22 protein-coding genes and 2 pseudogenes are annotated in these 24,969 nt (G+C 35.2%); 11 read left to right on the top strand and 13 right to left on the bottom strand.

Translation table 11 applies throughout. From position 1 onward, the window contains the following. The 5 genes and pseudogenes from ACWIUO_RS11860 to ACWIUO_RS11840 all read left to right on the top strand — a co-directional run. Positions 1 to 215, top strand: a pseudogene (locus ACWIUO_RS11860) (hypothetical protein); the annotation flags it as partial. Further along, positions 212 to 469 (top strand): hypothetical protein, encoded by a 258-nt coding sequence (locus tag ACWIUO_RS11855; protein WP_454178099.1) that lies wholly within the window; start codon positions 212 to 214, stop codon positions 467 to 469. The pseudogene ACWIUO_RS11860 and the gene ACWIUO_RS11855, both read left to right, overlap by 4 nt. Positions 470 to 482: 13 nt before the next feature. Further along, a complete protein-coding gene (locus ACWIUO_RS11850; protein WP_454178098.1) occupies positions 483 to 857 on the top strand; it encodes a hypothetical protein in 375 nt (124 codons plus the stop codon). After that, positions 854 to 1,663 carry a hypothetical protein gene (locus ACWIUO_RS11845; RefSeq protein WP_454178097.1) on the top strand — a complete coding sequence of 270 codons (810 nt, stop codon included), beginning with the start codon at positions 854 to 856 and terminating at the stop codon, positions 1,661 to 1,663. Before ACWIUO_RS11850 ends, ACWIUO_RS11845 begins: the two co-directional genes overlap by 4 nt. Beyond that, the gene (locus ACWIUO_RS11840) at positions 1,641 to 2,348 is read left to right on the top strand and encodes a hypothetical protein (protein ID WP_454178096.1); all 708 of its coding nucleotides are present in this window, start codon (positions 1,641 to 1,643) and stop codon (positions 2,346 to 2,348) included. The genes ACWIUO_RS11845 and ACWIUO_RS11840 overlap by 23 nt, the downstream gene beginning before the upstream one ends. A gap of 34 nt (positions 2,349 to 2,382) precedes the next feature. Here the strand turns inward: ACWIUO_RS11840 and ACWIUO_RS11835 are convergent. The 3 genes and pseudogenes from ACWIUO_RS11835 to ACWIUO_RS11825 form a co-directional block, all read right to left on the bottom strand. After that, a pseudogene (locus tag ACWIUO_RS11835) lies at positions 2,383 to 3,195 on the bottom strand (IS1595 family transposase). A gap of 48 nt (positions 3,196 to 3,243) precedes the next feature. Beyond that, positions 3,244 to 3,912, bottom strand: coding sequence for a UbiX family flavin prenyltransferase (locus ACWIUO_RS11830; protein WP_454178095.1), 669 nt, complete (start codon positions 3,910 to 3,912; stop codon positions 3,244 to 3,246). Positions 3,913 to 4,057: 145 nt separating this feature from the next. Further along, a complete protein-coding gene (locus ACWIUO_RS11825; RefSeq protein WP_454178094.1) occupies positions 4,058 to 6,997 on the bottom strand; it encodes a phosphoenolpyruvate carboxylase in 2,940 nt (979 codons plus the stop codon). 338 nt (positions 6,998 to 7,335) lie between these two features. Here ACWIUO_RS11825 and ilvC point away from each other — a divergent pair, with 338 nt between their 5' ends. Continuing rightward, entirely contained in the window at positions 7,336 to 8,382 is a 1,047-nt protein-coding gene (ilvC, locus tag ACWIUO_RS11820; protein ID WP_454178093.1) for a ketol-acid reductoisomerase, read from the top strand. Between the two features lie 91 nt (positions 8,383 to 8,473). Further along, complete coding sequence (locus ACWIUO_RS11815; RefSeq protein ID WP_454178092.1) at positions 8,474 to 9,550, top strand: radical SAM protein; 1,077 nt, start codon at positions 8,474 to 8,476, stop codon at positions 9,548 to 9,550. A gap of 223 nt (positions 9,551 to 9,773) precedes the next feature. Here ACWIUO_RS11815 and trpC read toward each other — a convergent pair whose 3' ends face one another. Further along, on the bottom strand, positions 9,774 to 10,718 hold the full coding sequence (gene trpC / locus ACWIUO_RS11810) for an indole-3-glycerol phosphate synthase TrpC (RefSeq protein WP_454178091.1): 945 nt from the start codon (positions 10,716 to 10,718) through the stop codon (positions 9,774 to 9,776). A gap of 403 nt (positions 10,719 to 11,121) precedes the next feature. Here trpC and recR point away from each other — a divergent pair, with 403 nt between their 5' ends. From recR to ACWIUO_RS11795, 3 genes are all read left to right on the top strand, one after another. Beyond that, complete coding sequence (gene recR, locus ACWIUO_RS11805; RefSeq protein ID WP_454178090.1) at positions 11,122 to 11,709, top strand: recombination mediator RecR; 588 nt, start codon at positions 11,122 to 11,124, stop codon at positions 11,707 to 11,709. Positions 11,710 to 12,069: 360 nt separating this feature from the next. Further along, positions 12,070 to 12,225, top strand: coding sequence for a hypothetical protein (locus ACWIUO_RS11800; protein WP_454178089.1), 156 nt, complete (start codon positions 12,070 to 12,072; stop codon positions 12,223 to 12,225). A 152-nt stretch (positions 12,226 to 12,377) separates the two neighbouring features. Then, positions 12,378 to 14,417, top strand: a complete 2,040-nt coding sequence (locus tag ACWIUO_RS11795; protein ID WP_454178088.1) for a hypothetical protein — start codon at positions 12,378 to 12,380, stop codon at positions 14,415 to 14,417. Positions 14,418 to 15,535: 1,118 nt separating this feature from the next. On the opposite strand, the gene ssb is transcribed toward ACWIUO_RS11795, so the two are convergent. From ssb to ACWIUO_RS11775, 4 genes are read right to left on the bottom strand one after another with little or no spacing between them, the layout of a single operon-like run. Continuing rightward, positions 15,536 to 15,976 (bottom strand): single-stranded DNA-binding protein, encoded by a 441-nt coding sequence (gene ssb, locus ACWIUO_RS11790; RefSeq protein WP_454178087.1) that lies wholly within the window; start codon positions 15,974 to 15,976, stop codon positions 15,536 to 15,538. Beyond that, positions 15,969 to 16,514, bottom strand: a complete 546-nt coding sequence (locus ACWIUO_RS11785; RefSeq protein ID WP_454178086.1) for a hypothetical protein — start codon at positions 16,512 to 16,514, stop codon at positions 15,969 to 15,971. Before ACWIUO_RS11785 ends, ssb begins: the two co-directional genes overlap by 8 nt. Continuing rightward, the gene (locus ACWIUO_RS11780) at positions 16,508 to 16,723 is read right to left on the bottom strand and encodes a hypothetical protein (protein ID WP_454178085.1); all 216 of its coding nucleotides are present in this window, start codon (positions 16,721 to 16,723) and stop codon (positions 16,508 to 16,510) included. Before ACWIUO_RS11780 ends, ACWIUO_RS11785 begins: the two co-directional genes overlap by 7 nt. Before the next feature lies 1 nt (position 16,724). Further along, positions 16,725 to 16,949, bottom strand: a complete 225-nt coding sequence (locus tag ACWIUO_RS11775) for a hypothetical protein (RefSeq protein WP_454178084.1) — start codon at positions 16,947 to 16,949, stop codon at positions 16,725 to 16,727. A gap of 2,002 nt (positions 16,950 to 18,951) precedes the next feature. Here ACWIUO_RS11775 and ACWIUO_RS11770 point away from each other — a divergent pair. Continuing rightward, positions 18,952 to 21,123 (top strand): relaxase/mobilization nuclease domain-containing protein, encoded by a 2,172-nt coding sequence (locus ACWIUO_RS11770; protein WP_454178083.1) that lies wholly within the window; start codon positions 18,952 to 18,954, stop codon positions 21,121 to 21,123. 57 nt (positions 21,124 to 21,180) lie between these two features. Here ACWIUO_RS11770 and ACWIUO_RS11765 read toward each other — a convergent pair whose 3' ends face one another. From ACWIUO_RS11765 to ACWIUO_RS11745, 5 genes are all read right to left on the bottom strand, one after another. Beyond that, positions 21,181 to 22,053: a metallophosphoesterase family protein gene (locus ACWIUO_RS11765; protein ID WP_454178082.1), complete on the bottom strand. Its 873-nt coding sequence runs from the start codon at positions 22,051 to 22,053 to the stop codon at positions 21,181 to 21,183. Positions 22,054 to 22,055: 2 nt separating this feature from the next. Next, complete coding sequence (locus ACWIUO_RS11760; protein WP_454178081.1) at positions 22,056 to 22,460, bottom strand: hypothetical protein; 405 nt, start codon at positions 22,458 to 22,460, stop codon at positions 22,056 to 22,058. A 1-nt stretch (position 22,461) separates the two neighbouring features. Next, the gene (locus ACWIUO_RS11755; RefSeq protein ID WP_454178080.1) at positions 22,462 to 23,274 is read right to left on the bottom strand and encodes a ParA family protein; all 813 of its coding nucleotides are present in this window, start codon (positions 23,272 to 23,274) and stop codon (positions 22,462 to 22,464) included. 23 nt (positions 23,275 to 23,297) lie between these two features. Continuing rightward, entirely contained in the window at positions 23,298 to 23,582 is a 285-nt protein-coding gene (locus ACWIUO_RS11750) for a hypothetical protein (protein ID WP_454178079.1), read from the bottom strand. Between the two features lie 614 nt (positions 23,583 to 24,196). Then, positions 24,197 to 24,565, bottom strand: coding sequence for a hypothetical protein (locus ACWIUO_RS11745; protein ID WP_454178078.1), 369 nt, complete (start codon positions 24,563 to 24,565; stop codon positions 24,197 to 24,199). Between the last annotated feature and the right edge of the window lie 404 nt (positions 24,566 to 24,969).

The raw sequence follows: 24,969 nt of genomic DNA, 5'->3' as shown, positions 1-24,969 counted from the left end.
GTAATGATATTTTTACCACAATGGCAAATAAAACAATGGATTTTTTTAATAGCGATAAACTCAATGGCGAATTTGGAGAAACTCAAACCAAACACTTCTTTAAAAAATACGAATTATTGATTCATCAACCTAACACAGATTCAGGCTTTTCTGCAACTTTATTTCAAAATAAATCTACAAAAGAATTTATATTTGCGACAGGATACACAAAATGATAATCTTAAAAATATTTTATGCTTGCTGGATTGCTTTCTTTGCGTTTGGTTGGTTTATATCTCCTGCTATTGGTCCTAGCGATAGAACAAGTGATTTTTTTATAATGCTTGGCGTGGATATTGCACCATTATTGATTTATAGTCTATGCCGTCTTGTGATAAAAAGGGATAAGAAATATTTAATAATGTTTTGTGTATTATTTGCCTATTATCCATTTATTCTTATTTTAGCTTTGGCAAAAATTATCTATTGACAAAGGAAATGCAATGAAACAACAAATTGATGATTTAAGGGATTATGCTGAATTGGCTATGGCTTCTTATGGTTATTGGCACTTAATGGGAAAAAAGTTTGCAAACAAAACAGAATACAAAGACAGAAAAGACACTGAAATTGTAATGAGTGATATGTTAGATTCTGCTTATAATGGTTATGTAACATCTCAACATATTACATTTATCAATACAGAAAAACTAGATGGGGAAATGACACCCACTCAAGTAAAGCATTTCTTTAAAAAATATGACTTACTTATTCATCAACCAAATACCGAATCTAACTTTTCTGCAACACTCTTTCAAAACAAGCAAACCAAAGATTTTATACTAGCGATATATTTTATTAAGGATTCGCCCAAATGAAAACATTTTACTTATGGTTTGCTAAAAATGCTAAAAATAAAATCATCGTTTTTAGCATAATATTTTTGTTTGCTTTTTGCTATGTATTTTTGCATAGACCTTTGGGGCTGATAGCGTGGTATTATATACAAAGTGATAGCGAGATTGTGCAGATAATAGAAGTGCAAGATATTGTCTATGACGAATCCAAATTTTTAGAACTTTATAATCAATATGACATTACCAATCGCCTTTTTATCACACAAAAAGAGCTATATAAATATATTGATGATTTTGAAATAGATTTGCTTGCTAGCTCGTTTTTGGGGTTATCGGATTTGTATTTAGATGCGTTTTTTAGAAAAAATAGAGTTTATGTTTTTTCTTATGGGTTTTTGCTGGCGAAACAATATAGCGACAAAAGCATCTACACGATAGAAAACACAAACGCGCTTTTAGATTTTATCGATAAAAATCAAAAAATATCATTTTTTGTTGATAGATTAGCAAAGCAAGATGATGAGTTTGAAAGATATGCGGTGCTACAAGCCACGCTCGAGATAATGTTTATATTTTTTTACACACATTTTCTTTCACAAGAGCAAATTTGTGCTTTACCAAGCAGAGAAAAGATTTTAGGTAGTTTAGCGCAATTTGATAGCACTTTACAAAAAATGAAAGATGGAAATAAAACCTATGAAATGGCAAGAAATAAATACGCAACAACAAATAAAAATAGAAACAATCTAGATACATATACGCAAAAAATGTATGATACCCACATCGAAGTAAAGGAGCGATTAAATGTGTGTAAAAAAAGTCGATGAAACCAAAATGCAAAATAAAGAAGCTTATGATGGCATAAAAGAAGCTATGCTACAAAAAGGAGCAATACCTAAAGAAATAATAGAGAAAGATAAAGCAATCCAAGAGAAAAAAGAAATGCAAGAAAAACTAAAAGTTTTTGGAGATATATCTAGTGTAGGAACAAATTTTATAAAATCTTTTGAAGAAAGATACCCAAATATTAAGAATATAACTAGACCCATAAAAATCATAGTCAAAAAAGCTGGATTGCCATTTGAAATTATCGACTTAGTTTTGGAATATCAAATCAATGGCAATGAGGGTGTTATCATTAAAATAGGCGGAAAGGTGCTTGAGGCTATTATACTTGGTGCTGGGATAAGCATAGCTACTACTATTGCAAGTTTAATTGCTGCTAAATTTGCGCTCGCAGGTGTTGTTGGCTTTATAGTATTTACTGCAATAGCAGTGCCTATTATTTGGGTTGCTAATCAATCCGAAGTTTTATTTCGCTTCATATATGAAAATGTCTATATCCGAGCTAAACAAGAAAAAGATAGGGTTTCAAATTGTGTAGATTACATTTGGAGTGGTAAATGGTATGATGATTTAAGAGATAACATAATCAAAGCAAAAGAAAATAAAATCAAAGAGAAAATTTACTTAATAATTGAAAATCCAATAGGACGATTTATATTGAAGTAGGATATAAATATGGAAAATCATAATACACAAAGACTCAATTTAACTTAAGCGGATTATTTCTTATCATTTTTAACAAGATTTTATACAAATCTTGTCCTTTGGTTTTTGTGATGGCTATCTAAATTCTGTCTCTTTTAGATGAAGCATAAAATTCTCTTTTTTGATTTCTTTGAATTTAGCTAATCTATGTTTGGCATATCCCATTCTGCTTGCAGTTGCGAACATTAGCAAAGCAAAAAAGTTTTCAATTCCATTTATGTGATTTTTACCTAGCGCAAACTCATTTTTGCTATGTTTTAATATGTTTTAACACGATAATGTGCCTTTGCACCAAAATCTACCAAACCATCATAAGCGCCACAATAATCACTATAAATTATTGATTCTTTCAACTCGCTACAATCACGCAATATAGGCAAAAGCTCCTCCGCAGAACAATGTTGGACAATTTGTGTATAAACGCAACCATTTCGTTTTAGCATACCTTCTGCTTGCAGTTGCAAGTATTAGCGAAGCAAAAACACAGGCGTTTTCTTATCTGCTCCACGCCCTCTTTTTCCTCTCACTCTTTTTGCACCTTCTGCTTGTGGTTTGCAAGTGAAACGAAGCAAAAAAAGCTTTCATCAATTTCTATTTCGCCTTGCATTTTAGAAGTTTTCTCACATTCTTTTGCGATTAAGATTCTAATCTGCTTAAAGATTTTACATAGTGTCCCCTCTGAAATTTGAGTGATTTTTGATATTTTTGTAGCTTCAATATCAAGGCAGAAATATTTAAGAATCTCTCTTGTTTTCGCCTCACTAATTCTTGAACGAATTATATACTTGTTTTTCATCGTATGAATCATAACTTAAAGCTCCTTTGTTTGAGATTAAGTTGTCTTGAGCCTTTTTTATTACTTCTCATCGCCCCAGCGCGTAAAAAGCGAATGTTTGATTCCCAAAATATCTAGCCATTTTCCATAGATAAAATTTTCCATTTCTGCTAAATCTTTGGGGTAGCTATAATACGCGATGATAGGCGGAGCGATGATAACGCCAAGTGTGGCAAGATTTCTCATCTGCTCGCATACGATTGCATTTAGTGGCATTTCGCGGGGTGCTAGCAAAAGCGTCTTGCGCTCTTTTATCATCACGCTTGCAGCACGGGTAAGCAAAGTATCGCTTATCCCGCAAGAAATTTTTGCTAGAGTGTCCATACTTGTGGGGATTATCGCCATCGCTTGGGCTTGGAAGCTCCCAGAAGCCACAGGCGCGCCTATCTCGCTATCATCATAAATATAGACTTTTTTGCTTTTGGTAGAATCTATTTTGTTAGATTTTGTTTTGTTAGAATCTATTTTAGATTTTGCGTTTGCTACATTACACGATTCTAAAAGATATGTTTTTAGCTCATTTTCACTGCATTTTAGCTCATATTTTGCGCACTCTAGCGCACCTTTTGAGACTATGATATGCACTTCAAAATCATTTACAATATGTGCCAAAAATCCCCTAGCTAGCTTCACTCCGCTAGCCCCGCTAATGCCTAGTATAAATCGTTTTTTTGCAAAATCATTTGCCATATTTTCTCGCTTTTATCATTTGTATTCTAAATATTTAGATTTTATTTTGTGGCATAGAGCGCATTGCCTAATACTGCCTGACATTGCCTAACATTACCCATAACACTGCCTAAAAACAGCGTGCAACCAAAAATCACAACGCAAATCACCCCGTATTGCGAAGTCCTTGCGCGATGCCTATGATTGTGGAGTGGATTTGCTCCATAAGCCTTGCTTTTTGCGCTTCATAGCTAGCGTTGTGATATTTTTTGATAAGCTCGATTTGCAAAAAATTTAATATCATCACAGAATGATTGCGCAACAAAATGGATTTTTGCAAAGTGGGCTCGCTATCTAGCAATCTTTCCTCCCCGCGTATCGCCACAAGCATATTCATCGTTTTTTCGTATTCTTGGCAGATTTTTTGCCAAATGCTTTGTCTAATTTCATCATTTTCTACAAAGCTATTATATTGCGCCGCGATAGATAAATCCACTTTCAAAAATGCTTGCGAAATGTTGCTAATCGTAGCGGCAAAAAATTCGCTTTGTTGATAGCATTCGCGTAGTTTTGCGATGTCATTTATCGCTTCTAGTCCGCTACCTAGCCCATACCACGCGGGCAAAATCGCTCGATTTTGCGTCCAAGCAAACACCCACGGAATCGCACGCAAATCCTCCACCCTCGTGGTATCCCTGCGTTTGCTAGGACGCGAGCCTAGATTTAGCTGTTGGATAAAAGCTATGGGCGTAGCGGATTTAAAATAATCAATAAAACCCGCACTCTCATATACCAAATCACGATAGATTTTATGCGACACGGCAGAGATTTTTTGCATTAGCTTATGGTGTGAATCGCTTAGGGCGCATTTGATTAAGGGGGTTTGTGATACATCATTTGATTTGTTATCTAAATTTTTTTCATTTAAAACCCCCAAATCCCCCGCACAAAAAGAATCATAGCTTGATTTTTTTAGCAATGCACTCATCGTGGAGGATAAGAAAAACTGCGCACTTGAGCGGTTTAGGTATTTTGAGCTTATCATTTCGCCCTGTTCGGTTGTTTTTAGAAATCCTTGCACGCTTTTTGGCGGGGAGGCTAAAAGGGCTGATTCTAGCGTGCCACCACCACGCGATACGCTACCACCGCGCCCGTGAAATAGCACAAAATCAATGCCAATTTGCTCTTCTAATTTTTTTAGCGATTCTATCGCGCCATAAAGACTATAATTGCTAGTAAAGATTCCGCCATCTTTGCTAGAATCCGAATACCCCACCATTATCTCTTGTCGCATACCAATGTCGCGCAAATAATGCGCATAATGCTTGTTTGCCACAAGCGTTTGCATAATGCTCCCTGCGCGCTCCAAATCATCGATGGTTTCAAATAATGGCGTGATAGCGATTCTTGCGCGGGGTTTTGGGATTTTGCTAGAATCTATGCAGGTTTTAGCAAGCATAGATTTTACATTGTTAGGGTTTGTGGCGACATTTGAGCTAGATTCTAGGGAATCTAGCAAGTTTGGCTCTTTATTTTCTTTGCTTGGTTTCCATAGATTTGTCTGCTTTGCAAACCAAAGCACGATTAGCAAATCGCTCGCATCAGTCGTCATCGACAAAATAAAAGTGCGCAAAATATGTTCGCCAATGTATTTTTTGCCCCACGCGATGCGCATAAAAATTTCTACCACCACTTGTGTTTTTTCGCTTAGTCGCTCTAGCAGGCTTCCTAGCTCGATTTTTGGCTTTCCTAAGGCTTTGTCAAGGATTTCTAGTTTTTTAGATTCTGCATAAGTCATAAAGTCATTATCACAAACGCCTAGCAGGCAAAAAATCTCACTAATGGCGTTGATAAAAATATCTTTATGCTCCCTAAAATCTAACTGCATAAGATGAAAACCACCAAGCAAGACAAATCGCCTAAATTGTCGCAAATACTTGCTAGATACGCTATCAAGGCATTCTATTAGCATTTCGACATCTTCTAGTAGCTCGCTAGGCGTGGCATAAGTTTGGTTTATGCTATCGGGGGCATTTACAAATACTAAGCGATTATTGAGTTTTTTTATCATTATGTGGATTTTGGCGCGAAATGGCTCATTTGCATAAGTGGCTAGCGTTTTTTCACTCAAAATCCCGCTTTCTTTTTGCAGTGATTTTTTTAGCCTTGATGAGATAGTGCTAAAATCCGTGCTAATCGACATTTCCCGCTCCAATCTTGCAAGCCTTTTTATGTAGTAATTTATGATAAATTTATGCTGTATTTTCATCACTTCTGTCATTAGCTCATTTGTTACAAATGGATTTCCATCTCTATCGCCACCTATCCAGCTTCCTAAATGTATGGGCGAGCTAGGCAATGGTTTGTTTAGCATTTTTTCGATATACCAAAGCACTTTTTGGCTAGCGGGCAAAATCGAACTCTCCACGATAAAAAGCAAATTATCTAGCTCAAAAAGCACTTCGATTTTTTGCGTGCGCACGAGGTTTGTCTGCCACAAAAGTCGCAAACGATATTGAATATGCTCTTTTGCTTTTAGCTCACCTATTTCAAATAATTTATACAAATCCTGCGTGATTTCGCTGTGTGCTTCCAAAAATGTGCGCCGTCTAGATTCTGTGGGGTGTGCTGTGAAAACAGGATAAAAGCAGATAGATTCTAGCACTTTGTCTAAATCCCCTCTATCAAAGCCCTCTTTTAATAGCCCTTCATAAGTAGCCTTGATGCGCTCTAGGCTTTTATCTGAATCGATATTAAACCGCTCTTCTACGATATTGATTAAAATATTATAAAGCGAAAATGCTTTGATGATTTCAGGCGTCTTGCCTGCTTGAGAGATTTTTTCTAGCTCCGTTTTTAGCTGCTTGGTAGAAGTTTCGTTGTTTTGAAATAGGATTTTATTTAGCGTCAAAAAATGCTCGCAAGCCTCGCTATCAACTTGCCTAAGCATATCTAGCATAATCTCTAAAATAAAGCGGATTTCATTGTCTAGGGCTTTTTCATCAAATGTGGGATTTTGGAGCGTGGGATTTTGAAGTGTAGGATTTTTGGTGGATTTGGCAGAATCATTGATAAAATCTTTTGGATTTTTTGCTTGCTTTTTCATTTTGCGCCTTTTATGTGTGGTTGTGAATTTGTTTATTATGAGAGGTTTTTGTTTGTCGCGTTTGGCTTATGCCTTTTTTGATTATGCTTTTTTGGCTTACTCTTTACGACCTAGCTAAGATTTTACTTAAAAATTCTTAACTCTATTTTGTTTAATGTTGATTTTGTAGCGATTTTGGGCTATTTTTGCATAGATTTTACTTCGTTTTTACATTCGTTATTTTTAGCTATTTTTAAGAAATTTTTGTCAATTTAGTGGCTTCTTAAACAAATTTAAACAAAATTGCCCTATAATCCAAAATCTGTTTTTAAAATTTAAACCTAAAAAAGGAGATTGCAATGAGTGCTCAAACTTCACAAAAAGCGTTAAAAGTGTATTATGATAAGGATTGCGATTTAGCCCTTATCCAAAAGAAAAAAGTCGCAATCATCGGCTTTGGCTCGCAAGGACACGCCCACGCAGAAAATCTGCGTGATAGTGGCGTAGAGGTGATAATCGGGCTGTATAAAGGTGGCAAAAGCTGGGAAAAGGCTAAGGCAAAGGGATTTAGTGTGCTAGAAGTGCCTGAAGCTACCAAAAAAGCGGATATTATAATGATTTTAATCCCTGATGAGTTGCAAGCTGATGTTTTTGCCCGCGACATTGCCCCGCATTTAAGCGAGGATAAAATCATCGCTTTTGGGCACGGATTTAATATCCATTTTGGGCAAATTACCGCACCAAAAGGCGTGGGAATCATAATGGTAGCCCCAAAAGCCCCTGGGCACACCGTGCGAAGCGAATTTGTCGCTGGCGGTGGAATCCCTGATTTAATCGCGGTGGAGCAAGACACCTCAAAAGGCGATGCCAAAGCAATCGCGCTAAGCTATGCGTGCGCTATCGGCGGTGGGCGAAGCGGAATCATTGAAACGACATTCAAAGATGAAACCGAGACAGATTTATTTGGCGAGCAAGCCGTGCTATGCGGAGGCGTAACGAGCCTTGTCAAAGCGGGATTTGAGACATTAGTAGAGGCGGGCTACCCTGAAGAAATGGCGTATTTTGAGTGCTTGCACGAGCTCAAACTCATTGTGGATTTAATCTATCAAGGCGGGCTAGCGGATATGCGCTACTCCATCTCAAACACCGCAGAGTATGGCGATATGGTAAGCGGACCGCGCGTAATCAACGAACAATCTAAAAAGGCAATGAAAGAGATTTTGAGCGAAATCCAAAACGGACGCTTTGCCAAAGACTTTATCTTAGAGCGCAAGGCTGGCTATGCGCGAATGAACGCCGAGCGTAAAAACTTGGCAAATCATAGAATCGAGCGTGTGGGCGAGAAACTTCGCGCGATGATGCCTTGGATTGGCAAAGGCAAACTCATCAATAAAGAGAAAAATTAGCAAGGTAATGCAAAATGAATTGCGATGTGGGGTTTGCAAGCAAAACTCGCAATGATAAAAACAAATCCAAGCATAATAAGGAACAAAAAAAATGTTAAGACGATATTTAGGACTTACACGGCAAGAGTGGCGGACTTTTAAGATTCGAAATTTAGAAGTTAGCGCAAGACTATTGCAATATCACGAAGCATTAAAAGCAAGATACTTACAAAAATGGTGGTATGCGCGGTGGCTTTTGTGCAGATTTAAGCACAAGCGCATAGTGCGATTTGAGAAAATCAAACTTTTTCTAACACGCAAAGTCTCTGTGCCTACGATGGATTTTAATATCACTACGCGTTGCACTCTAAAATGCAGGGATTGCGGTTCGCTAATGCCACTTTACAACAAAGCGCAACATTACGATGAGACACTAGAATCGTTTAAAGCACGACTTAATGCCTTGCTAAAAAATGTAAGCCACATTTATGATTTTAAAATCATCGGTGGAGAGCCATTACTAAATGCAAACTTTGCGGAAATGGTGGATTATGCGTGTAGCAAAAAGCAGATTTTGTTTATCCGAATCGTAACTAATGGCACGATAATCCCAAGCCAAAAGGTGCTAGATTCGCTAAAACGCAATCGCCACCGAATCGAAGTTTTTGTCTCAAACTACTCGTTGCATAATAAGACAAAATATAACGAAGTGCTTGAAGTTTTGGAGGCACATAAGATTCCACTTGAAACTATTCGCAATGCAAAGGATTTTCGCTGGAATCAAAGGGGCGATATTTTTACGCGAAATAGGGATATTGATGGCATTAAGCGAACTTTTTGGCGTTGTTGGCAAAAGGATTGTGTTTCGCTTTTTGAAGGGCGATTTTTAGTCTGCACGAGGGCGTATTATATAGAAAAAGCGTTAAATCCCACCATAAATTTAAGCGAGGGCATTAACCTAAACGCTACAAATGGGGGGGGGGGAATCACAATGTCTCTGCGCGTGATTTTGTCAAATTTTACACAAGAGATTATTTTTCTGTGTGCGATTATTGCGAATGCCTTGAATCTTATACACAAATTGACGCTGGGATTCAGACGAAATAAATGGATTGTGGTGAATCAAGGCGTAAATTTTGCCGTCATTGCGAGGCAGTTTGAGCGAAGCGAAAACAACGAAGCAATCTAAAAAATTATAGATTGCCACGAATCTGCAATTTTTAACAAAAGTCGCAGATTTTCGCAATGACGGAATTTACTTTGTCATATTGAGTGAGTGAGTGCGAAAATATCTCTATTTTTATCGATATTTTTAGATATTTTATTTTAGATACTTCGGGGCTAAAGTCATCAGTATGGCAAAAACAACTTACGCTTTGGTTTTTAATCTAGTCCTAACAATAAAATGGCTTTTATAATTTTTTGCCTTTTAGATTTGCTAATGCGTGGATTTTATTCGATTTGCGCATTAGGGATTCGCCGATTAGGACGGCGTTTATGTCGTGCGATTCTAAAAGGGCGATGTCCTCTCTTGTGGCGATTCCTGATTCGCTTACAAAGATTCTATCCTTTGGGACAAGCCTTTTTAGGCGAATGCTCGTGCCTAAATCCACTTTGAAGCTCCGCAAGTCGCGGTTATTTACGCCGATGAGTTTCGCGGAGGTTTGCAGCGCATTTTGCAAGGCGGATTCGCTATGAGATTCTATCAAAACGCTTAATCCAAGCGATTTGGCAATGTCGCAAAACTCCACCATTTGCGCTAATTCCAACGCCTCGCTGATGAGCAACACACAATCCGCGCCCAAAACTTTCGCACCATAAATCATATAGCTATCGATGATGAAATCCTTGCGTAGAGTGGGGATTTTCACCGCCTTTGCAATCTCGCGCAAATAGCTATCCGCGCCCAAAAAATACTCTGGCTCGGTAAGGCAGGAAATGCAATCCGCTCCAGCAGCCTCATAATCCCGCGCGATTTGGAGATATGGGAAGTCTTGGGCGATAATGCCTTTTGAAGGCGAAGCCTTTTTGACTTCGCAGATAAAGCGCATTGTGTGGCGCGAATCTACGCTATTTTGGCTTGAATCCACGCGTGAATCTAGGGCATTTTCAAACGCAAAGGGCGGTTTTATGCTAGAATCTAGTGGATTGCCACGCTCGCGCTCCGCGCTCGCTCGCAATGACGAATCCACGCTAGATTCATTTTCTAAAATTACGCTAGATTCACGCTCACATTGCGCGATTTGCATTTTATACAGAGATTCGGCTTTGCTACGCATTTCATTAAAAGAGATTTGTGTCTTTTCTCGCTCCACCCGTGCTTTTGTAGATTTTATAATCTTTGCTAAAATATCCAAAACCTGCCACCTATTTTTAAAAATTTCCACAAAAAAAAACTAAAAAAAACCCAAAAAAAACCAAAAAAAACTCCAAAAACAAAATCAAAAAAATACACAAATATAATGTATGAAAAACACGCAATTTTAATAAAACATTTTTTAAATAAAACGAACTTTAAAGAAATGTTTTTCGCACAAAAGACATATTTTGCATATTTTTGATAAAAATTTAGGCATTTTACAAGCAAAATACTTAAACAAAACTTACAACTAAAAACGACTTAAAAGCAAGTAAAATCATCATTTTATTTGCTTGTTTGCTTAGATTCTATGACAACGCACATAAATAGAATCTAAATTTGATAAAATCTCATTTTTGCAAAATCTAAATCAACAATTAAGCAACACAAAAAGGAAAAAAATGCACTCATACAAACGCTCCCTAACAAGATTTAGCGCATTGGTAGAATCCCTAGAGCAAATCCCAACTATCGGCAAAAAATCCGCTCGCAAAATCGCTTTCACCCTTGCCACCGAAAATAAATACCTAGCCCTAAAAATCGCTCAATGTATCGAAAACTCCATAAGCGCGGTGCGTTTTTGCAGTATCTGTGGCGCGGTAAGCGAAAATGAAATCTGCGAAATCTGCCTAGATGAAACCCGCGATAGCTCCAAACTCTGCGTAGTGCTAAATGCCAAAGATATTTTTACCATAGAAGACATTGGGGATTTTGATGGCAAATATTGGGTGCTAGAGGGCGAGCTAGAGAGTATCAATTTCGCTCACATCAAAAATCGCGTGCAACAACAGCAAGTAAGCGAAATCATCTTTGCCTTTTCCCCAAGCCTTGCAAACGAAGCGGTAATGCTTTTTATCGAGGATAAACTAAGCGAATTTAGCCATATCACTTTTAGCAAAATCGCTCAAGGCGTCCCCACAGGCATAGGGCTAGAAAACATAGACCAGCTATCCCTATCGCGTGCGCTAAGTGCGCGTGTGAAGCTATAAAATCTATCGCTAAATGGCGTTAAATTTGGCTAGATTTTAGCGTTATGAGTAGCGTTGTGGCTAAGCATTTTTACACACAATCAAAATCAAAAAAATCCACAAAAATTAAACATACAAAATATAAAATTTGCATAAAGCTAGTATAATCCGCGCTATATATTTATGCGATTTTTACATAGTATTTATGGGTTTTGCATTTTAAGCAAAATCAACAAAGCACGCTAGCAAACGCGCAAAATCTTTTTAACAATACTTTATCAATCAACACGCAATCAACACACAAGCGACACGCAAAAACAATAAAAACATTGCAAAAAAAACATTAAAAAAAACACGAAAAATAACGCAAAAAGGCATAAAATGGGATTTGAGATTTTTGGAATGCGCGTATTTGATTTTGCCAAACCATTTGGATATTTTGAGGTGTTTAGCGCGATTTTTTTCGTGTGTGGGGTGGCGTTTGCGGGGTATTTGCTTTTGTCGCGTTCTGCCAAAAAGCAGCATAAAAACCGCTAAAATCCAAAAAAATCCACAAAGCAAAATCCACCAAAAAAAATCGCAAGCAAAATCCCAAGAAAAATTACCAAGAAAATCAATGCAAAATCAACACAAAAACCGCAAAATCCAAAATCAACGAAAAAACAAAAATCCGCAAAACAAGGCATAAAATGAAAAAATCCATAACCGCAGTTTGTTTATTTGTCGCATTTGTAGGCTTTGCAAATGCCTCTGTGATACCACAATGGGCAAAAAGTGGAATCTGTGATGAAAAAGACTGCGCAGTAGGTGAGGCTAGCAAAAAAGAAGGCGAAGCTTCTGCCCTAGCGCGCGCGCTAAAAAACCTACGACTTAGTCTAGGCACAAGCGTGCAGGCAAACTATGATGAGCGGACTAATAGCGAGGGAGAGAGCAGGGCAAGCGCGCAAACAAAAGTCTATGCTTCTATGCAAAATATCGGCTACAAGGTGCTAGATAAATTTAGCGATGAGAAAAAAATCTACATAAAAATCCAATACGAGCCAAATAAAAAGATTTTGCCAAATGAGGAAATCGGGGAATTTAGCATTATCTCAAACTTTGAAAAGCTGTGTAAATCGCGGGATTTAGATGGGTATTATTGCGTGAGTTTGGGCAAAAAATATGAAAATGGCGAAAATGATTTGGCAAAAAATGACAATATCGCGCTTAAATATTATGAGCAGGGGTGCAAAATGGGGACTTTGGAGGGTTGCGTATATGCGGGAAATCTAATCCAAAATCAAAATATTCAAAATATCTTAAAAGGCGAAAAATCTAGCCAAAAATCAAAGAGCTTTTTTGCAAAAGCCTGCGATGGAGGGCTAGGGCTAGGCTGTCAAAAGCAAGCAAGCGTAGAAGCAGACGCGCTAAAACGCAGGGATTTATACAAGCAGGGTTGCGCGCTAGATGATGGGCTATCGTGCGCTATTTTGGGGGAAATCTATGAGTTTGGCTTAGCACATTTGCAAAAAAACCAAAATACCGCTGAAATAGCGTATGAGGATTCTAAAAGTATCGATAAAAACGGCGATGGCGCGGTAATCCTAGCTTCAAAACTAAAAGACAAATCCCGCAGAATCCGCGAATACAAACGGCTATGCGAAGCAAACAACGCTAGGGCTTGCGCACTGCTAGGACAAGAGGAAAACAACAAAAACTACCTAGAAAAATCCGCCGTGCTAAATTCTCCTAGGGGGCTTTATTTTTTGGCATTAAAGCAAGAAGCTAGAAACACCAAAATCGAATTATTAAAAAAATCCTGCTTGCTAGGCGAGGCAAAAGATTTTACCAAAGGCTGCGTAGAGCTAGGCAATCTATCCGCCCCCTCACAAGAATCCACCCAATATTACGGCGTATCGTGCAAAAGCCTTTTTTATGAGCAAGAAGCCTGCGAGAGGTTATATGACATCTCACCAAAATCCTGCAACAACGACACAATCTGCGAGCAAATCGCGCAATCTAGGCAAAGCCAACTTGCCACAAATTTGCAAGATTTGGATTCCCAAGAGAGCGATTATTACCAACGCTACGCAAAATCTAGCAAAACCAAACGAACCTATGATGAGCAAAATTCTTTATCCCCTAGACTTAGCCTTTTTCTCACAGCTGGCTTAGGCGCGACCGATGGCATAAAGCTAGATAAAATCACAAATTCTAGCAAGCTAGATTCTAGCGGGGCAAATTTTGTCTTTGCGATGAGATTTGGCGCGGAGATGCGACTACTGCGACATAAAATCACGCCATATATCGCACCATATATTGGCATTAGCTCCACAGATATTTTTGATGTATCTGATTTTAAGGGGGTAAATTCTAGCCAGTCAAAAACCCTAAGCGCAGTGATGATAAATGCAGGCTCTCAAGCGGGAATCAAACTTAGCGGGATTAGAATCTATGGGATTATTGATTATGGATATAGGCTTTTTGATAAGGGGGTAAAAGATATTCCCGTGCCGATAAGAAGTGCGCTAGGTTTTGGCGGTGGGATAGGCTATCGGTTTAATTTTTGGACGATTAGCGTAGAATATATGCAGGCACTTTATACATACAATGGTGGCGAGCTAAGAGTGGCAAATGACACAAGAAATTATCATTCGGCTTTGTATAAAAACTATGAGTTAAGATTAAACAACTCTATGCACACGGCAAAAACTAGCGTATTTTTGTTTAATATCGGGCTAGCGTTTTAAATTTTGTGTTTGATTAGTTTTTGTTTTTTAGATTTTTGCACTTGATTAGTTTTTATGCTTGATTAGTTTTTGTGTTTTTTAGATTTTGCGTTTTGGCAAAATCTAATGCGTGGCAATCTATTATTTACGCATTGCAGTGTGGATTGCCACGAGAATCTAATTTTTAAGAAAAGCATAAGTTTGTGAAGTTTTTGAAGCAAGAAACATTTTTTCTAAAAAATTGTCTAGCATTCTACAAACAAATTACTTAAATCAAACTTACAAAATCAAACATTAAATCAAAAAAAAAAAAAATCTAATCTTTAATCTTTGCAAAAAAATATATCGCATTATCCTATTTTGCGGAATTGCTAGACATAAAACATTACTAAGTCCCGTATTTTTGAATGTTTCACGGATTTTCAAAATTTTACTTTGCCTATTTTAACGATATTTCAAAGCTAAAAAATCTTTGCAATATCGTATTTATAAATGTTTCACGGCTATCAAAACTCTACAATAGCGTATATAATGGTATTGCAAGACTTGGTTGGAAATAGATTTCTGGGCATATATAGTTATTATAATAAGGGAAAAAAAGAGAAAATAAGATTATTTAGTTTTTATAATAAAAGCGAAACCAAAAAAAAAAAAAAAAAAAAAAAAAAACGATTTTTTGCCAAAAATCTTGCTTAGTAGCTTTCCGTGTGTTTTTCATCAAAGATTCTCTAATAAAAAATCAAAAAGGTTTTTTAATCAAAAAAGAATGTCTTGGTTGCAAATTAAAGCTACTTTAATACCTTAGGATTCTTTTTGTTGGCATTTGGTTATTGCTTTAATGTTTTTGCTTTTTCTAAAATGTGCTTGTAAGTATTTTGTGGAATGTTTTGTGTGTGAGTTTTTGAAGTTTGTTGAGATATTAGGGCAGTCCCAAAGCCACCTCTTTGTATCATTTGGCATTTGCGGTATTTGAGCGGATAATTTTTAACAAAAAAATCATTACGCTAAATTTTTTTGTTAAAAAACATTGCTAGACAAGTCCTTAGCTTAAACGAAACTTAAATTTGAAAATTTTTTGCGCGAAAATTTACAAAAACGCGCACAAAGGCTATCAAAAGCCCTTGCGTGCGCGGTTTTTGCTAAAAAGGAATTTCATCATCATCGATTTGTATTTCTAAATTGCTTTTTGGGATATTCTTAGGTTCTTTGCTTACCTCTTGCGCGGATTGACTATTTTGCGCTTTATCCTCTCGCGGTTTATTGTCAAGCAATTTGATTGATTCAGTAGCGATAGAGTATTTTTGCCTTTTTTTGCCGTATTGGTCAGTCCATTCGTCCATATCTAACCGCCCCTCGATTAGCACTTTGCTACCTCTATGCGTGTATTGCAAGGCTATCTCTCCTAACCTCCCCCATAGGTTTGCGTCAATAAAAAGCGGTTTTTCCACCTGCTCGCCATAAGCATTTTTATACTTATGGTTATAAGCGATATTGACTATCACAAGGCTTGCAACGCCGTTTATGCTTTTTTGCTGTGGGTCTTTTGTCAAATAGCCCATTAAGATGATTTTATTATACATTAAGGTAACCTCCGTTTTCTAATTCTTCCTCGCTTAATTCTAGCAAGGCGTATATTTTTTTTAAGTCTTCTTCGGGTATGGTTTCTGTTAGCCACTGCGTGCCATACTTGTATGGCACGCCATTGTGTTCATCTATAAGCAATCCTTTGCTTTCCAAAAATGCGCACGCTTCTGCATAATCTAAACGCTTTTTTGTGCGCTCGTATTCCTCTGCTAATGCCTTTTCTTGTTTTGGTGTTCCTGCGTGCATATCGTTTAGATGATAAAGTTTCCATAGCCTCTTTATCTCTCTAAACAATTTATTGTTAGCCTCTAAATCTAGCAACTTTTCGTTGTCAAGCATTTGTCCGCCACAAATAATGTCTGTGTGTATATGATTCCACACTTTTCCGCTTGCCGAAAATCTTTTTGAACCATCGCTCATTTCAACCAAACTTACGACTACTTCAAACTCGTTTGACTTTTTACCATTGCCGTAAAAATCAAACTTACCAAAACTAAACTTTTGCTCTTTTTCTTTCACTATTCTTACTACCATTGTGTGTCCTTTTGTTTTTTTTCTTTTTCGTTTTTGTCTAAACACTCTTCATCTACCCATTTTTTGTTTATCGTGTAAAAAACGATATATTCATCTTCGCCCTCGCCTATGATTTGGGCGTTTTTTAAGCCACGATAAAACTCATAATGCTCATCGTTAGGAAACATTTTTATGTAGCCTAAGTCTTTTTTGTCAATTACAAAACGCATTTTAAGCCTCCTTTTTAGATTTTTGAAACGGACATTCTTTGCAAGATTTTGCAAAGATTTTGTGCGGATTGTCGCTATACGCATCGCACAATGCGCAGGGCAACAAAAAAATACCACACACGGGACAAGGTTGTTCTTTGTAGCCCTCCAAAACCACTTCACTTTCACAATGATTGCAAAATTCAAAAAAACTTCTTTTTGCATATTTTGAAAATTTTGTTTTCATTTAAGCTCCTTTTTGTTTCTCAACGATTTGTCTATATTCTCTAAGCCTTGTAACGCAATGCCTTATATAACTCCTATGCAACTGCGGATTATTAAAGGCACATTGCCCTTTGAAACGGCTCGCAAAATTTGAAACAATTTCAAATTCTAAGTAATGGCAAGTTTCTTTATACCATTGCAAATTTTTCTTTGTCATAAAACACCTCTTAAAAAAGAATTTCAAAAGCCTTTAAGCTTCACTAAAAAAAGCTAGCTTTTTGCTTTTTGATAGAAACATTTTATACAATCCACACACCAAAAAATCACAAAAACACGCCATTCTCCCCACATTTTTGTCCCTTATAAAAAGGCGTAAGCCTTTGTGATTTTGATTTCATTGCTTGGTAAAAAATTTACTGCCTATGAGTTGAAAATTTTTTGCTTGTGAGTTAATTTTTTCATTGCCTGTGAGTTAAAAAATCTTATGGCGTGTGAGTATGTTTGTGTTTATGGTTAAGAGTTAGATTGATTTTGCTTAAAAGATAAAATCATTTGGCTTTTAAGTTAATTTTTGTTCTACCTTAGTGTTAATTTTTAATTTGATTGTAGTGTAGATGATTATTGCTACTAAGTTAAAAATTTTATTGCCACTAAGTTAGAAAATTTTTGCTTTTAGAGTTAATATTTTTATTGCTTGTGAGTTAAAAAAAAATTGCTAGCTAGTTAAAATTTTATGTTGCTACTAAGTTAAATTTGTCCTGCGGTTATTATTGCTTTTAAGTTAGATTTTTTTGCTTTTGAGTTAAAAATTATTTTGCGTTGAGTTAAAAAAATTTGCTTTAGAGTTAAGATAAATTTTGCTTTTTGATTTAGATTAACATTGCTTTTAAGTTAAAAAAATTTTTGGCTAGCTAGTTAAAATTTTTGCTTGCTTAGTCAAAAATTTGCTTAGATTTTTTTAGGCACTCGGCTAAAAAATTTCAAGCCGTCCTCTTAAAAAATTTTTGTTTCTTGCTTGGCTTTAAGACACCCAAATTAAAAACCTTAAAAATAGCTTTATTTACTTTTGATTTAGTTTTTATTTACTTTTGCTTTTTTAGTGAATTTTTCTTTAGCGGCTTCAAAATTTTTAAGCTACTCTCTTAAAATTTTGATGGCAAGCTCGGCACTAAACTCGGTCAAAATTTTTATGTCTTGGCGATAATTTTTCGGGTTGCAAGGCTATCATTTTTCCTGTTGTATTCAACCTCTTATGCTAAAATTTTATTAGCGTGGCTTTAGAAAATCTAAGCTCTCAAAAGCTAGATTTTCCCCTGAAAGTAAAAAATGCAATTTTTTACTTGACTAAACCCCGCACGGTCGGGCATTTCAATCGCTTTTATGCACATAAAAGCGGGTATCCTGCACTTTTTCTCTTATGGTCTTAGTTTTGAAGTAATATTGTCTAGGTTTTTAGACTTAGCAGATAGACTCATCGCTATAATTTTTTTGCATTAGTTACAATGGCTTGGCTAAAAAAAATTTGTCCTATGTCTTTAAGGGGGTAAGATAAAAAATTTTACTCGCTGATTAAAAAATTTTTCTTTGGCTATGATTTGGATTAGGTTTGATTTTTTATGCGTGATTGCAAAAAATTTTGTCCTCTTAGCTAAAAAAATGTTTAGGCATTGAATAAAAAATTGCTAGCAAAATTTTAGAATTTTACTAGCAAAAATTGCTAAGCCTTTGTAAAATTTTGGTAGGATTCTATAAAGACAAAAATCATATAGACATAAAGCAAAAAATAAAAAATGCTAAGGACAATCAAAAAATGAATGAGCTAGCCCTAAATATATTTGCAGGCATTAGTGTTGTCCTTGTGATATATGCACTTTTTTTGTTTTTTAAGCAAGACAAAGAATTAAAAAACAAAAAAAGGTAAAATAAAAAAGCAATCCTAAATTTTTTTGGCTATAAGCAAGACAAAAATCAACCACAAACAAAAGGACATTAAAATGAAAATCTAAAAATATTTTGGAGGCATTATGATAGATAAGCCTATTGATAAACCATTAGAATATTCTCTTGGCGATGAGCCTTTGTTTGAATATGTGCCTTTCAAAAAATCTATGGCAGTTTATCAGCCTGTGATAAAAAGACTTCGCACAAAATTTCACTCAAACATTGTCAAAAATAAACCGCTTTTTACAAACACAAATCCCAAAAAACAAATCGTAATCAAAAATATTGGCACGATGGATAAAACTCATACGCTTAATGCGATTAAATATACTCTCAAATCCTCTTCGCTTGATAGTTTTTCCTTTGGCAATGATTTAGAGTTTGGGGCAAATGCTAATATAGATTCTGCTCAAAATAATCTTGCTTTTAATGAGTTAGGCGAGCTAGTAAATCTAAATCAAATCATAGATGATTGGCATAGCGATTGTTTTTCAAATGATAGAGGTAAAAAAGCATTGCACCTTGTCTTTTCTCTCAAAGAATCTCAAAGCGATTCCTTAAAAGATATTTTACAAAGCGCGGTCAAAGAAACCTTGCAAGCAAATCTAAATGAATACAAATATATTATGATTCCCCACTCTCATCAAAACAAACCACATTTACACATTATCATCAATCGAAGTAATATCTTTAATGGCAAAAAATTACACTTTGATTCTAAAGAATCCTTAGCAAATTTTTATGATACTTTGCGGGAGGATTTTGCTTATAATCTTTTCATCTACTCTCAAGGCAAGTTAGATTACACAAATGAAGTTTGTAATAAAGATTTTAGAGTAGCCTTGTTAAATAAAAAAATAGAAAATTTAGAAAACACTAGCTTAGAAAATCCTCTCTTGCAAAATCAACTTATCCAAAATCAATTTACCCCAAATCAATCCCCAAATTATCCCAATCATTCAAACGATTTAGATTCTAATGTGATTAAACAAGATATAGATTCTATCGCTTTACAAAAAAAGGCAATGCAATCACTAGAATCTAGGTCAAAAAGTTTGTCTTTAGAGAAAGCTAACTTAGAAAGAGAATTAAAAAATAAGCAAATTTATCTAAATAATATCTCTAAAAAGATAGAATCCACCCTCTCTCAAGGTAAAAATCCTACCTCACTTATCGCTAAAAAAAACTTACTCAAAGATGAGATACAAACCTTGCAAGTAAAAATCAGCTATACAAGCCACGATATAAGCGAAATAAACAAAGGATTTAAGCAGCTTTTTGATTCAAATGAGAGTTTCAAAGATTTTACTAAGCATTTCAATAGCTTTCATAAGAAAAAAGCATTGCTTAGTTCTTTTAATGGCTTTGAAAAATATCTATCCAAAGATTTAATCACAAAGCTAAACTACATAAAAGCAGAAGTAACCCAATCCCAATTTGCCTTAAATCAAAATTTTCAAACATTGCAATCTAGCATTTACACAATGCTAAAATCTAATCAACAATCAAATACCTACACATTAAGCAAAAATTATCACAAACTCAAACGCTATAAAAGCATTGTCCGCACATTAGAATTTAGCGATTCTACCTCTCAAGTAAATAAATCTAAGGCTTTGCTTGATTTAGCCCAAATAGAGCAGGAATTAAAGGCTTTGATATTACAAAGAATGGAATTTTTGCGTTTAGAAATCACAAATTCAAAGGCGTTAATCACAAGCTATTATGATAAAAATCAACAATCTTATGATGAAAATCCCACCAAATTCATAGAATCAATGCTTATAAATCCGCAATCTTTCAAAGAATATAAAACAATGTGTAGAATCCACAAAAAGCTAGTATTTTTAGACAAAGAGCTTGCAATGGCTACCAAACTATGCAAAAAGCTAGAAATATCCAAAACAATGCCAAAAGAGCAACAAATAATCAATAATCAAAATATAGAATCATTTAACACGCTTAAAAATGAAGTAGATTTAGTCATAGAATCTAAACAAACAATAGAGCAAATGCCAAATCAAAGCCAAAATATAATCAATCAATCAAATAATCAAACAGCTACGCCAAAAGCCCAAAATCCTCAAATCCCTACTCAAAACACAATCCAAAATCCACAAAACCAAAATCTAGCCCAAAATCAATCCTCTCAAAATGATTTATCACAAAAATCACAGGATAAACATCTTATCCAAAATCCAAATCAACAAAACAACCAACAATCCACACAATCACAGCAAAATCATAAACGATAAAATAAAATTATCTTATATTATTTAATGTTAGCTTATATTAAAGAATATAAACTAACATTACAAAGCATTTGTTATGCCTACTGCGATTTTTTCAAAATCCTTTCTTAATACCATTTTACGATTATACATATCAATACGCACTCGCTTTGTAAAATCAATAGTCTTTATATCATCGTTTTCTAACATTCTCGCGGTGTAATAAGAACAAAAAAACGGCATATTTTTATTGTTATAAGCGACTTTCATATCTACATCATCGTGCCAATGCCCAAAAAACCACGCCTTTATATCAAAATCCCTTTTTTGCAATGTTTGATATATCCATTCTAGCTTTATAGAATTTGTATCGTGGATTTTATGTCTTATGCTTATTTGCTTGCCTAACTCATTTAGCGCGGTTGTAGGAATCGTATGACTTAGCACATAATCAATATTGCCCGTAAAATTTTCTATATTTGAAATAGTAAATTCTACTTCGCCCTGCGTAATATCCTCTTGTTTCCAATATGTTACATTTGGGATTCGCCATTCTTTGTCAATCGATAATGCACCACCTTGCACAAAAAAATTTCTATCATTTATGCGATAAATATGCCCTCGCCTAAGATGAAATACATTGCAAGTGTATCGTCCCACTTCGCTACCAAACATTTTTATTCTAGGTAAAGCATTGATTCTATTAAAATTCTCGTGGTTGCCATCGACAAATAGCACTTTGCAAGGCAAATCATTAAGTATAGCTTGTATGTTTAATTCTGCCTCATTAGGCTTATCATTCCAAATTACCCCAAAATCCCCACAAATAACCACATAATCATTGCTTGTATATAAATCTTGTAGGCTTGCGACTTTTTGCGTTTCTATTATGCCGTGCGTATCGCCAAAGATATAGATTTTGCTAGATTTTTGCCTTTTTTTATTATTTTTCAAAATCAAATCCTTTTTAGTTTTTCCTCCAACTCTTGCCTTAGCTGTATTTTTCGCTGTTGCAAATAATATTCAATAGCCTCCTCCACAAAAGAGTTTCTGCTCTCGCCTTTTTTGCCAAACTCATCTAAAAACTCATCTAATTCTTTGATTCTACTCTCGCTCACATACAAACAAAACGCCTTTTTATCGCTTTTTTTGCTGGTAAGGTTTTTTTCTTGCGGAATATTTTGATTCATTTGATTTTCCTTTTGCATATTATCCTGCTTATCCTTTGTAGTTTGCGCGTTTGATATATCGCTACTTACATTATTTGCATTTGCCGCATTATTTAGCACTTCTTGTGCTTTTTTGTCCTGCTCGCGTGTTTGTAGTTTTTGCATTTTATTGTTTGTAATGTTGTATTGCATTTTACGCCCCCATTTTACCATTGTCTTGCTTAAGCCTTGCTTGCTTAGAATCTAAATTTGTTTGGCTAGATTGCGCTTGTTGTGCGTTGCTTGCCAAAATCTTATCCGCTAAATGTGGCATATTTAGCCTTGCAAACTCATCAAAAAACCTCTCAAATTCTGCTTTTGCTTTTTCATCGCTATATTGCGTGATTCCGTATCCCTCACTTACTGCGCGTTTATAAGCGATTCTCTCACTTAGATAATTTTCTAGCAAGATAAATCTATCAAGCCTTGCTTGCAAATGTTGCTCTAGCACTTGTTTTATAGCGTTTTGAAAATCGCTAATTTCCTTACATAGCATAGGATTTGGGCTAATTTTATTCATAAGGATTGAAACTTTTGCTTCCTCGTTGATTTCGGTAATGTCCGTGATTGTTTGTAGCATAGAACACAGCACATCAAAATCATATTGGCTAGGCACGGTAGGTAGCAAAATCGTATCTGCAAAAAGCATAGCCTTTCTAGCCTCTATGCTATCAATCCCCCCTGTATCGATAATGATAAAATCATACATTTGTAGATTTTGCTTTATGCTTTCGCTTATATTGCCTGTGCGGTTTGACAAATGAAAATGTGGTAATTTGCTAGATTCCCTATTTTCATCTTGCCTTATATTGCAAAAACTCTCTATGCTTTTTTGCGGGTCGGTATCCATTACAAGTGTCTTGGGTGAATACTCTAGCAATTTTAATGCTAAATTTGCGCTAATGGTAGATTTACCACTTCCGCCCTTTTGATTTGCGATTGTTATTATATGTGCTTCGGTTTGCATTTTTTTGTCCTTTTATTTGATTTTTACTTTTTAGGTTTTATCAAACCTAAAGCTTCAAAATCTAATTTCTTAGATTTTTTATAATATTTTGTATCATAGGGTTTTTGGTTATTACGCCTGCGCATCTCTAAACTTTGCCTATAACTTTCTAGCTCTTTTTTGAATAAGAACTCCGCGACAATTAAATCATTATGCGCCTTTGCCTCATAATGCTCCATACAAGTTGCCACTACATAAAGCATTTCGTCTTTCAAAAATCCTTGATTTTCGATTTCGATTTTGTCGTTATTTAAGTCTATGTTAATCATTTTGCGTCCTTTGCAAGAAAAAATTTATCGCATTATATCACAATTATTTGAAAATATAATCAAATAATATTAAATTCTTTACAATTACATAAAATAACATTACATTACATTACAAAAAATACAATAAATAAACATAAGATTATCTTATTATGCGTGATTAGGATTATTATCTTGTGCTAGTTTTTTGTGCGACTAAAATCTAACTCATAACAAATAATATTTAATAAAATTACAAAAGATAAAATAAAATAAAATTATATTACATAAAATAACATACAATAAGTTATTATAAAAAACATAATTATCAAAAAACAATAATCTAATTTCAAAAATTTTTTATGCAGAATTTATCCCCTTAGTAGCCAAAAATCAATGTTTTTTAAGGGATAAAAAAGGCGAAATGTTATCTTTTGCGGGTTTTTGTCTTGGTAGCGGTTTGATTGTTTTTTGAAGTAGTGTTGGAAGTGTTGTTTGTAGTGTTATTGTTTAGTTTAGCTTGCAATATCCTTATTTTGCGTGATAATATCACAAAATCACTTTTGCAAAAATTTTTATCACACGCAAAAAAAAACACAAAAAAGCGGGGATAAAACCCGCTTAATCCCCCCTCCCTTTTAATGCCTTACTAACGCTATTTCATCAGTAATTATTTCCAAGAAAACATTTTTGCTAACATCTAATGATTCTAGCGGGGATTCAATCTCGCTTAAATCGCCTCTTTGCAACTTTTGCAACTCTTCCCAATCCTCCGCGCTTACTTTGCTTTTTTTGATTACGCTAACCCAATTAACCCAATCATTATCCACAATTTGCATAATGCCCATTTTAGAAACGCTAGAATTACAAAACGCCCCCGATTCTGCGTTTTCTAACCACATTTTTTCAAACGCCTCTATTATTTCTTCGTCTTGCGTCCAAAATTTTAACCTATCGACTAATAACTCTACAAATTCTTCGCTCTCTATCTTTACGCTAATTAACATCATAAGCTCCTTTTGTAAGAAAATCTAAAAAAGCTAGAATCTAGCTTTTTAATAAGAGTATTCTATAACAATAAAAGCCCTAAAAACACCAAAAACACGCCATTCTCTCGCCTTTTTTATCCCTTAAAAAGCGTGCTTTTAAGCACGCGTAAATTGATAAAAAATATTCACAATTTGTGATTTTTTTGTAGTTTTTTATCTTAATAGCGATTTAGAAGTATTAAAAATGCTATCTTAATATGCAAAATTTAGTATTAAAAAGCAGTGTTTAAGGGATAAAAAAGGCGAAATATTATCGCCTGCGGGATTTGGGCTTAGGTGTAGTAGGTTTGTTTGGTTTGAGTGGATTTTGATTGATTTGTTTAGCTTTTTTGAGTCTTTCTTGTCTTTTTTGTCTTTCTTGT

Source organism: Helicobacter sp. T3_23-1056 (genome assembly GCF_053654535.1).
Note: the sequence above shows the minus strand (reverse complement) of the source record. Positions and strands in the feature narration are given on the sequence as shown.

Coding starts and splice junctions, on each gene's coding strand:
- ACWIUO_RS11855 (WP_454178099.1), top strand. CDS start 212: ATGATAATCTTAAAAATATTTTATGCTTGCTGGATTGCTTTCTTTGCG.
- ACWIUO_RS11850 (WP_454178098.1), top strand. CDS start 483: ATGAAACAACAAATTGATGATTTAAGGGATTATGCTGAATTGGCTATG.
- ACWIUO_RS11845 (WP_454178097.1), top strand. CDS start 854: ATGAAAACATTTTACTTATGGTTTGCTAAAAATGCTAAAAATAAAATC.
- ACWIUO_RS11840 (WP_454178096.1), top strand. CDS start 1,641: ATGTGTGTAAAAAAAGTCGATGAAACCAAAATGCAAAATAAAGAAGCT.
- ACWIUO_RS11830 (WP_454178095.1), bottom strand. CDS start 3,912: ATGGCAAATGATTTTGCAAAAAAACGATTTATACTAGGCATTAGCGGG.
- ACWIUO_RS11825 (WP_454178094.1), bottom strand. CDS start 6,997: ATGAAAAAGCAAGCAAAAAATCCAAAAGATTTTATCAATGATTCTGCC.
- ilvC (WP_454178093.1), top strand. CDS start 7,336: ATGAGTGCTCAAACTTCACAAAAAGCGTTAAAAGTGTATTATGATAAG.
- ACWIUO_RS11815 (WP_454178092.1), top strand. CDS start 8,474: ATGTTAAGACGATATTTAGGACTTACACGGCAAGAGTGGCGGACTTTT.
- recR (WP_454178090.1), top strand. CDS start 11,122: ATGCACTCATACAAACGCTCCCTAACAAGATTTAGCGCATTGGTAGAA.
- ACWIUO_RS11800 (WP_454178089.1), top strand. CDS start 12,070: ATGGGATTTGAGATTTTTGGAATGCGCGTATTTGATTTTGCCAAACCA.
- ACWIUO_RS11795 (WP_454178088.1), top strand. CDS start 12,378: ATGAAAAAATCCATAACCGCAGTTTGTTTATTTGTCGCATTTGTAGGC.
- ssb (WP_454178087.1), bottom strand. CDS start 15,976: ATGTATAATAAAATCATCTTAATGGGCTATTTGACAAAAGACCCACAG.
- ACWIUO_RS11785 (WP_454178086.1), bottom strand. CDS start 16,514: ATGGTAGTAAGAATAGTGAAAGAAAAAGAGCAAAAGTTTAGTTTTGGT.
- ACWIUO_RS11780 (WP_454178085.1), bottom strand. CDS start 16,723: ATGCGTTTTGTAATTGACAAAAAAGACTTAGGCTACATAAAAATGTTT.
- ACWIUO_RS11775 (WP_454178084.1), bottom strand. CDS start 16,949: ATGAAAACAAAATTTTCAAAATATGCAAAAAGAAGTTTTTTTGAATTT.
- ACWIUO_RS11770 (WP_454178083.1), top strand. CDS start 18,952: ATGATAGATAAGCCTATTGATAAACCATTAGAATATTCTCTTGGCGAT.
- ACWIUO_RS11760 (WP_454178081.1), bottom strand. CDS start 22,460: ATGCAATACAACATTACAAACAATAAAATGCAAAAACTACAAACACGC.
- ACWIUO_RS11755 (WP_454178080.1), bottom strand. CDS start 23,274: ATGCAAACCGAAGCACATATAATAACAATCGCAAATCAAAAGGGCGGA.
- ACWIUO_RS11750 (WP_454178079.1), bottom strand. CDS start 23,582: ATGATTAACATAGACTTAAATAACGACAAAATCGAAATCGAAAATCAA.
- ACWIUO_RS11745 (WP_454178078.1), bottom strand. CDS start 24,565: ATGTTAATTAGCGTAAAGATAGAGAGCGAAGAATTTGTAGAGTTATTA.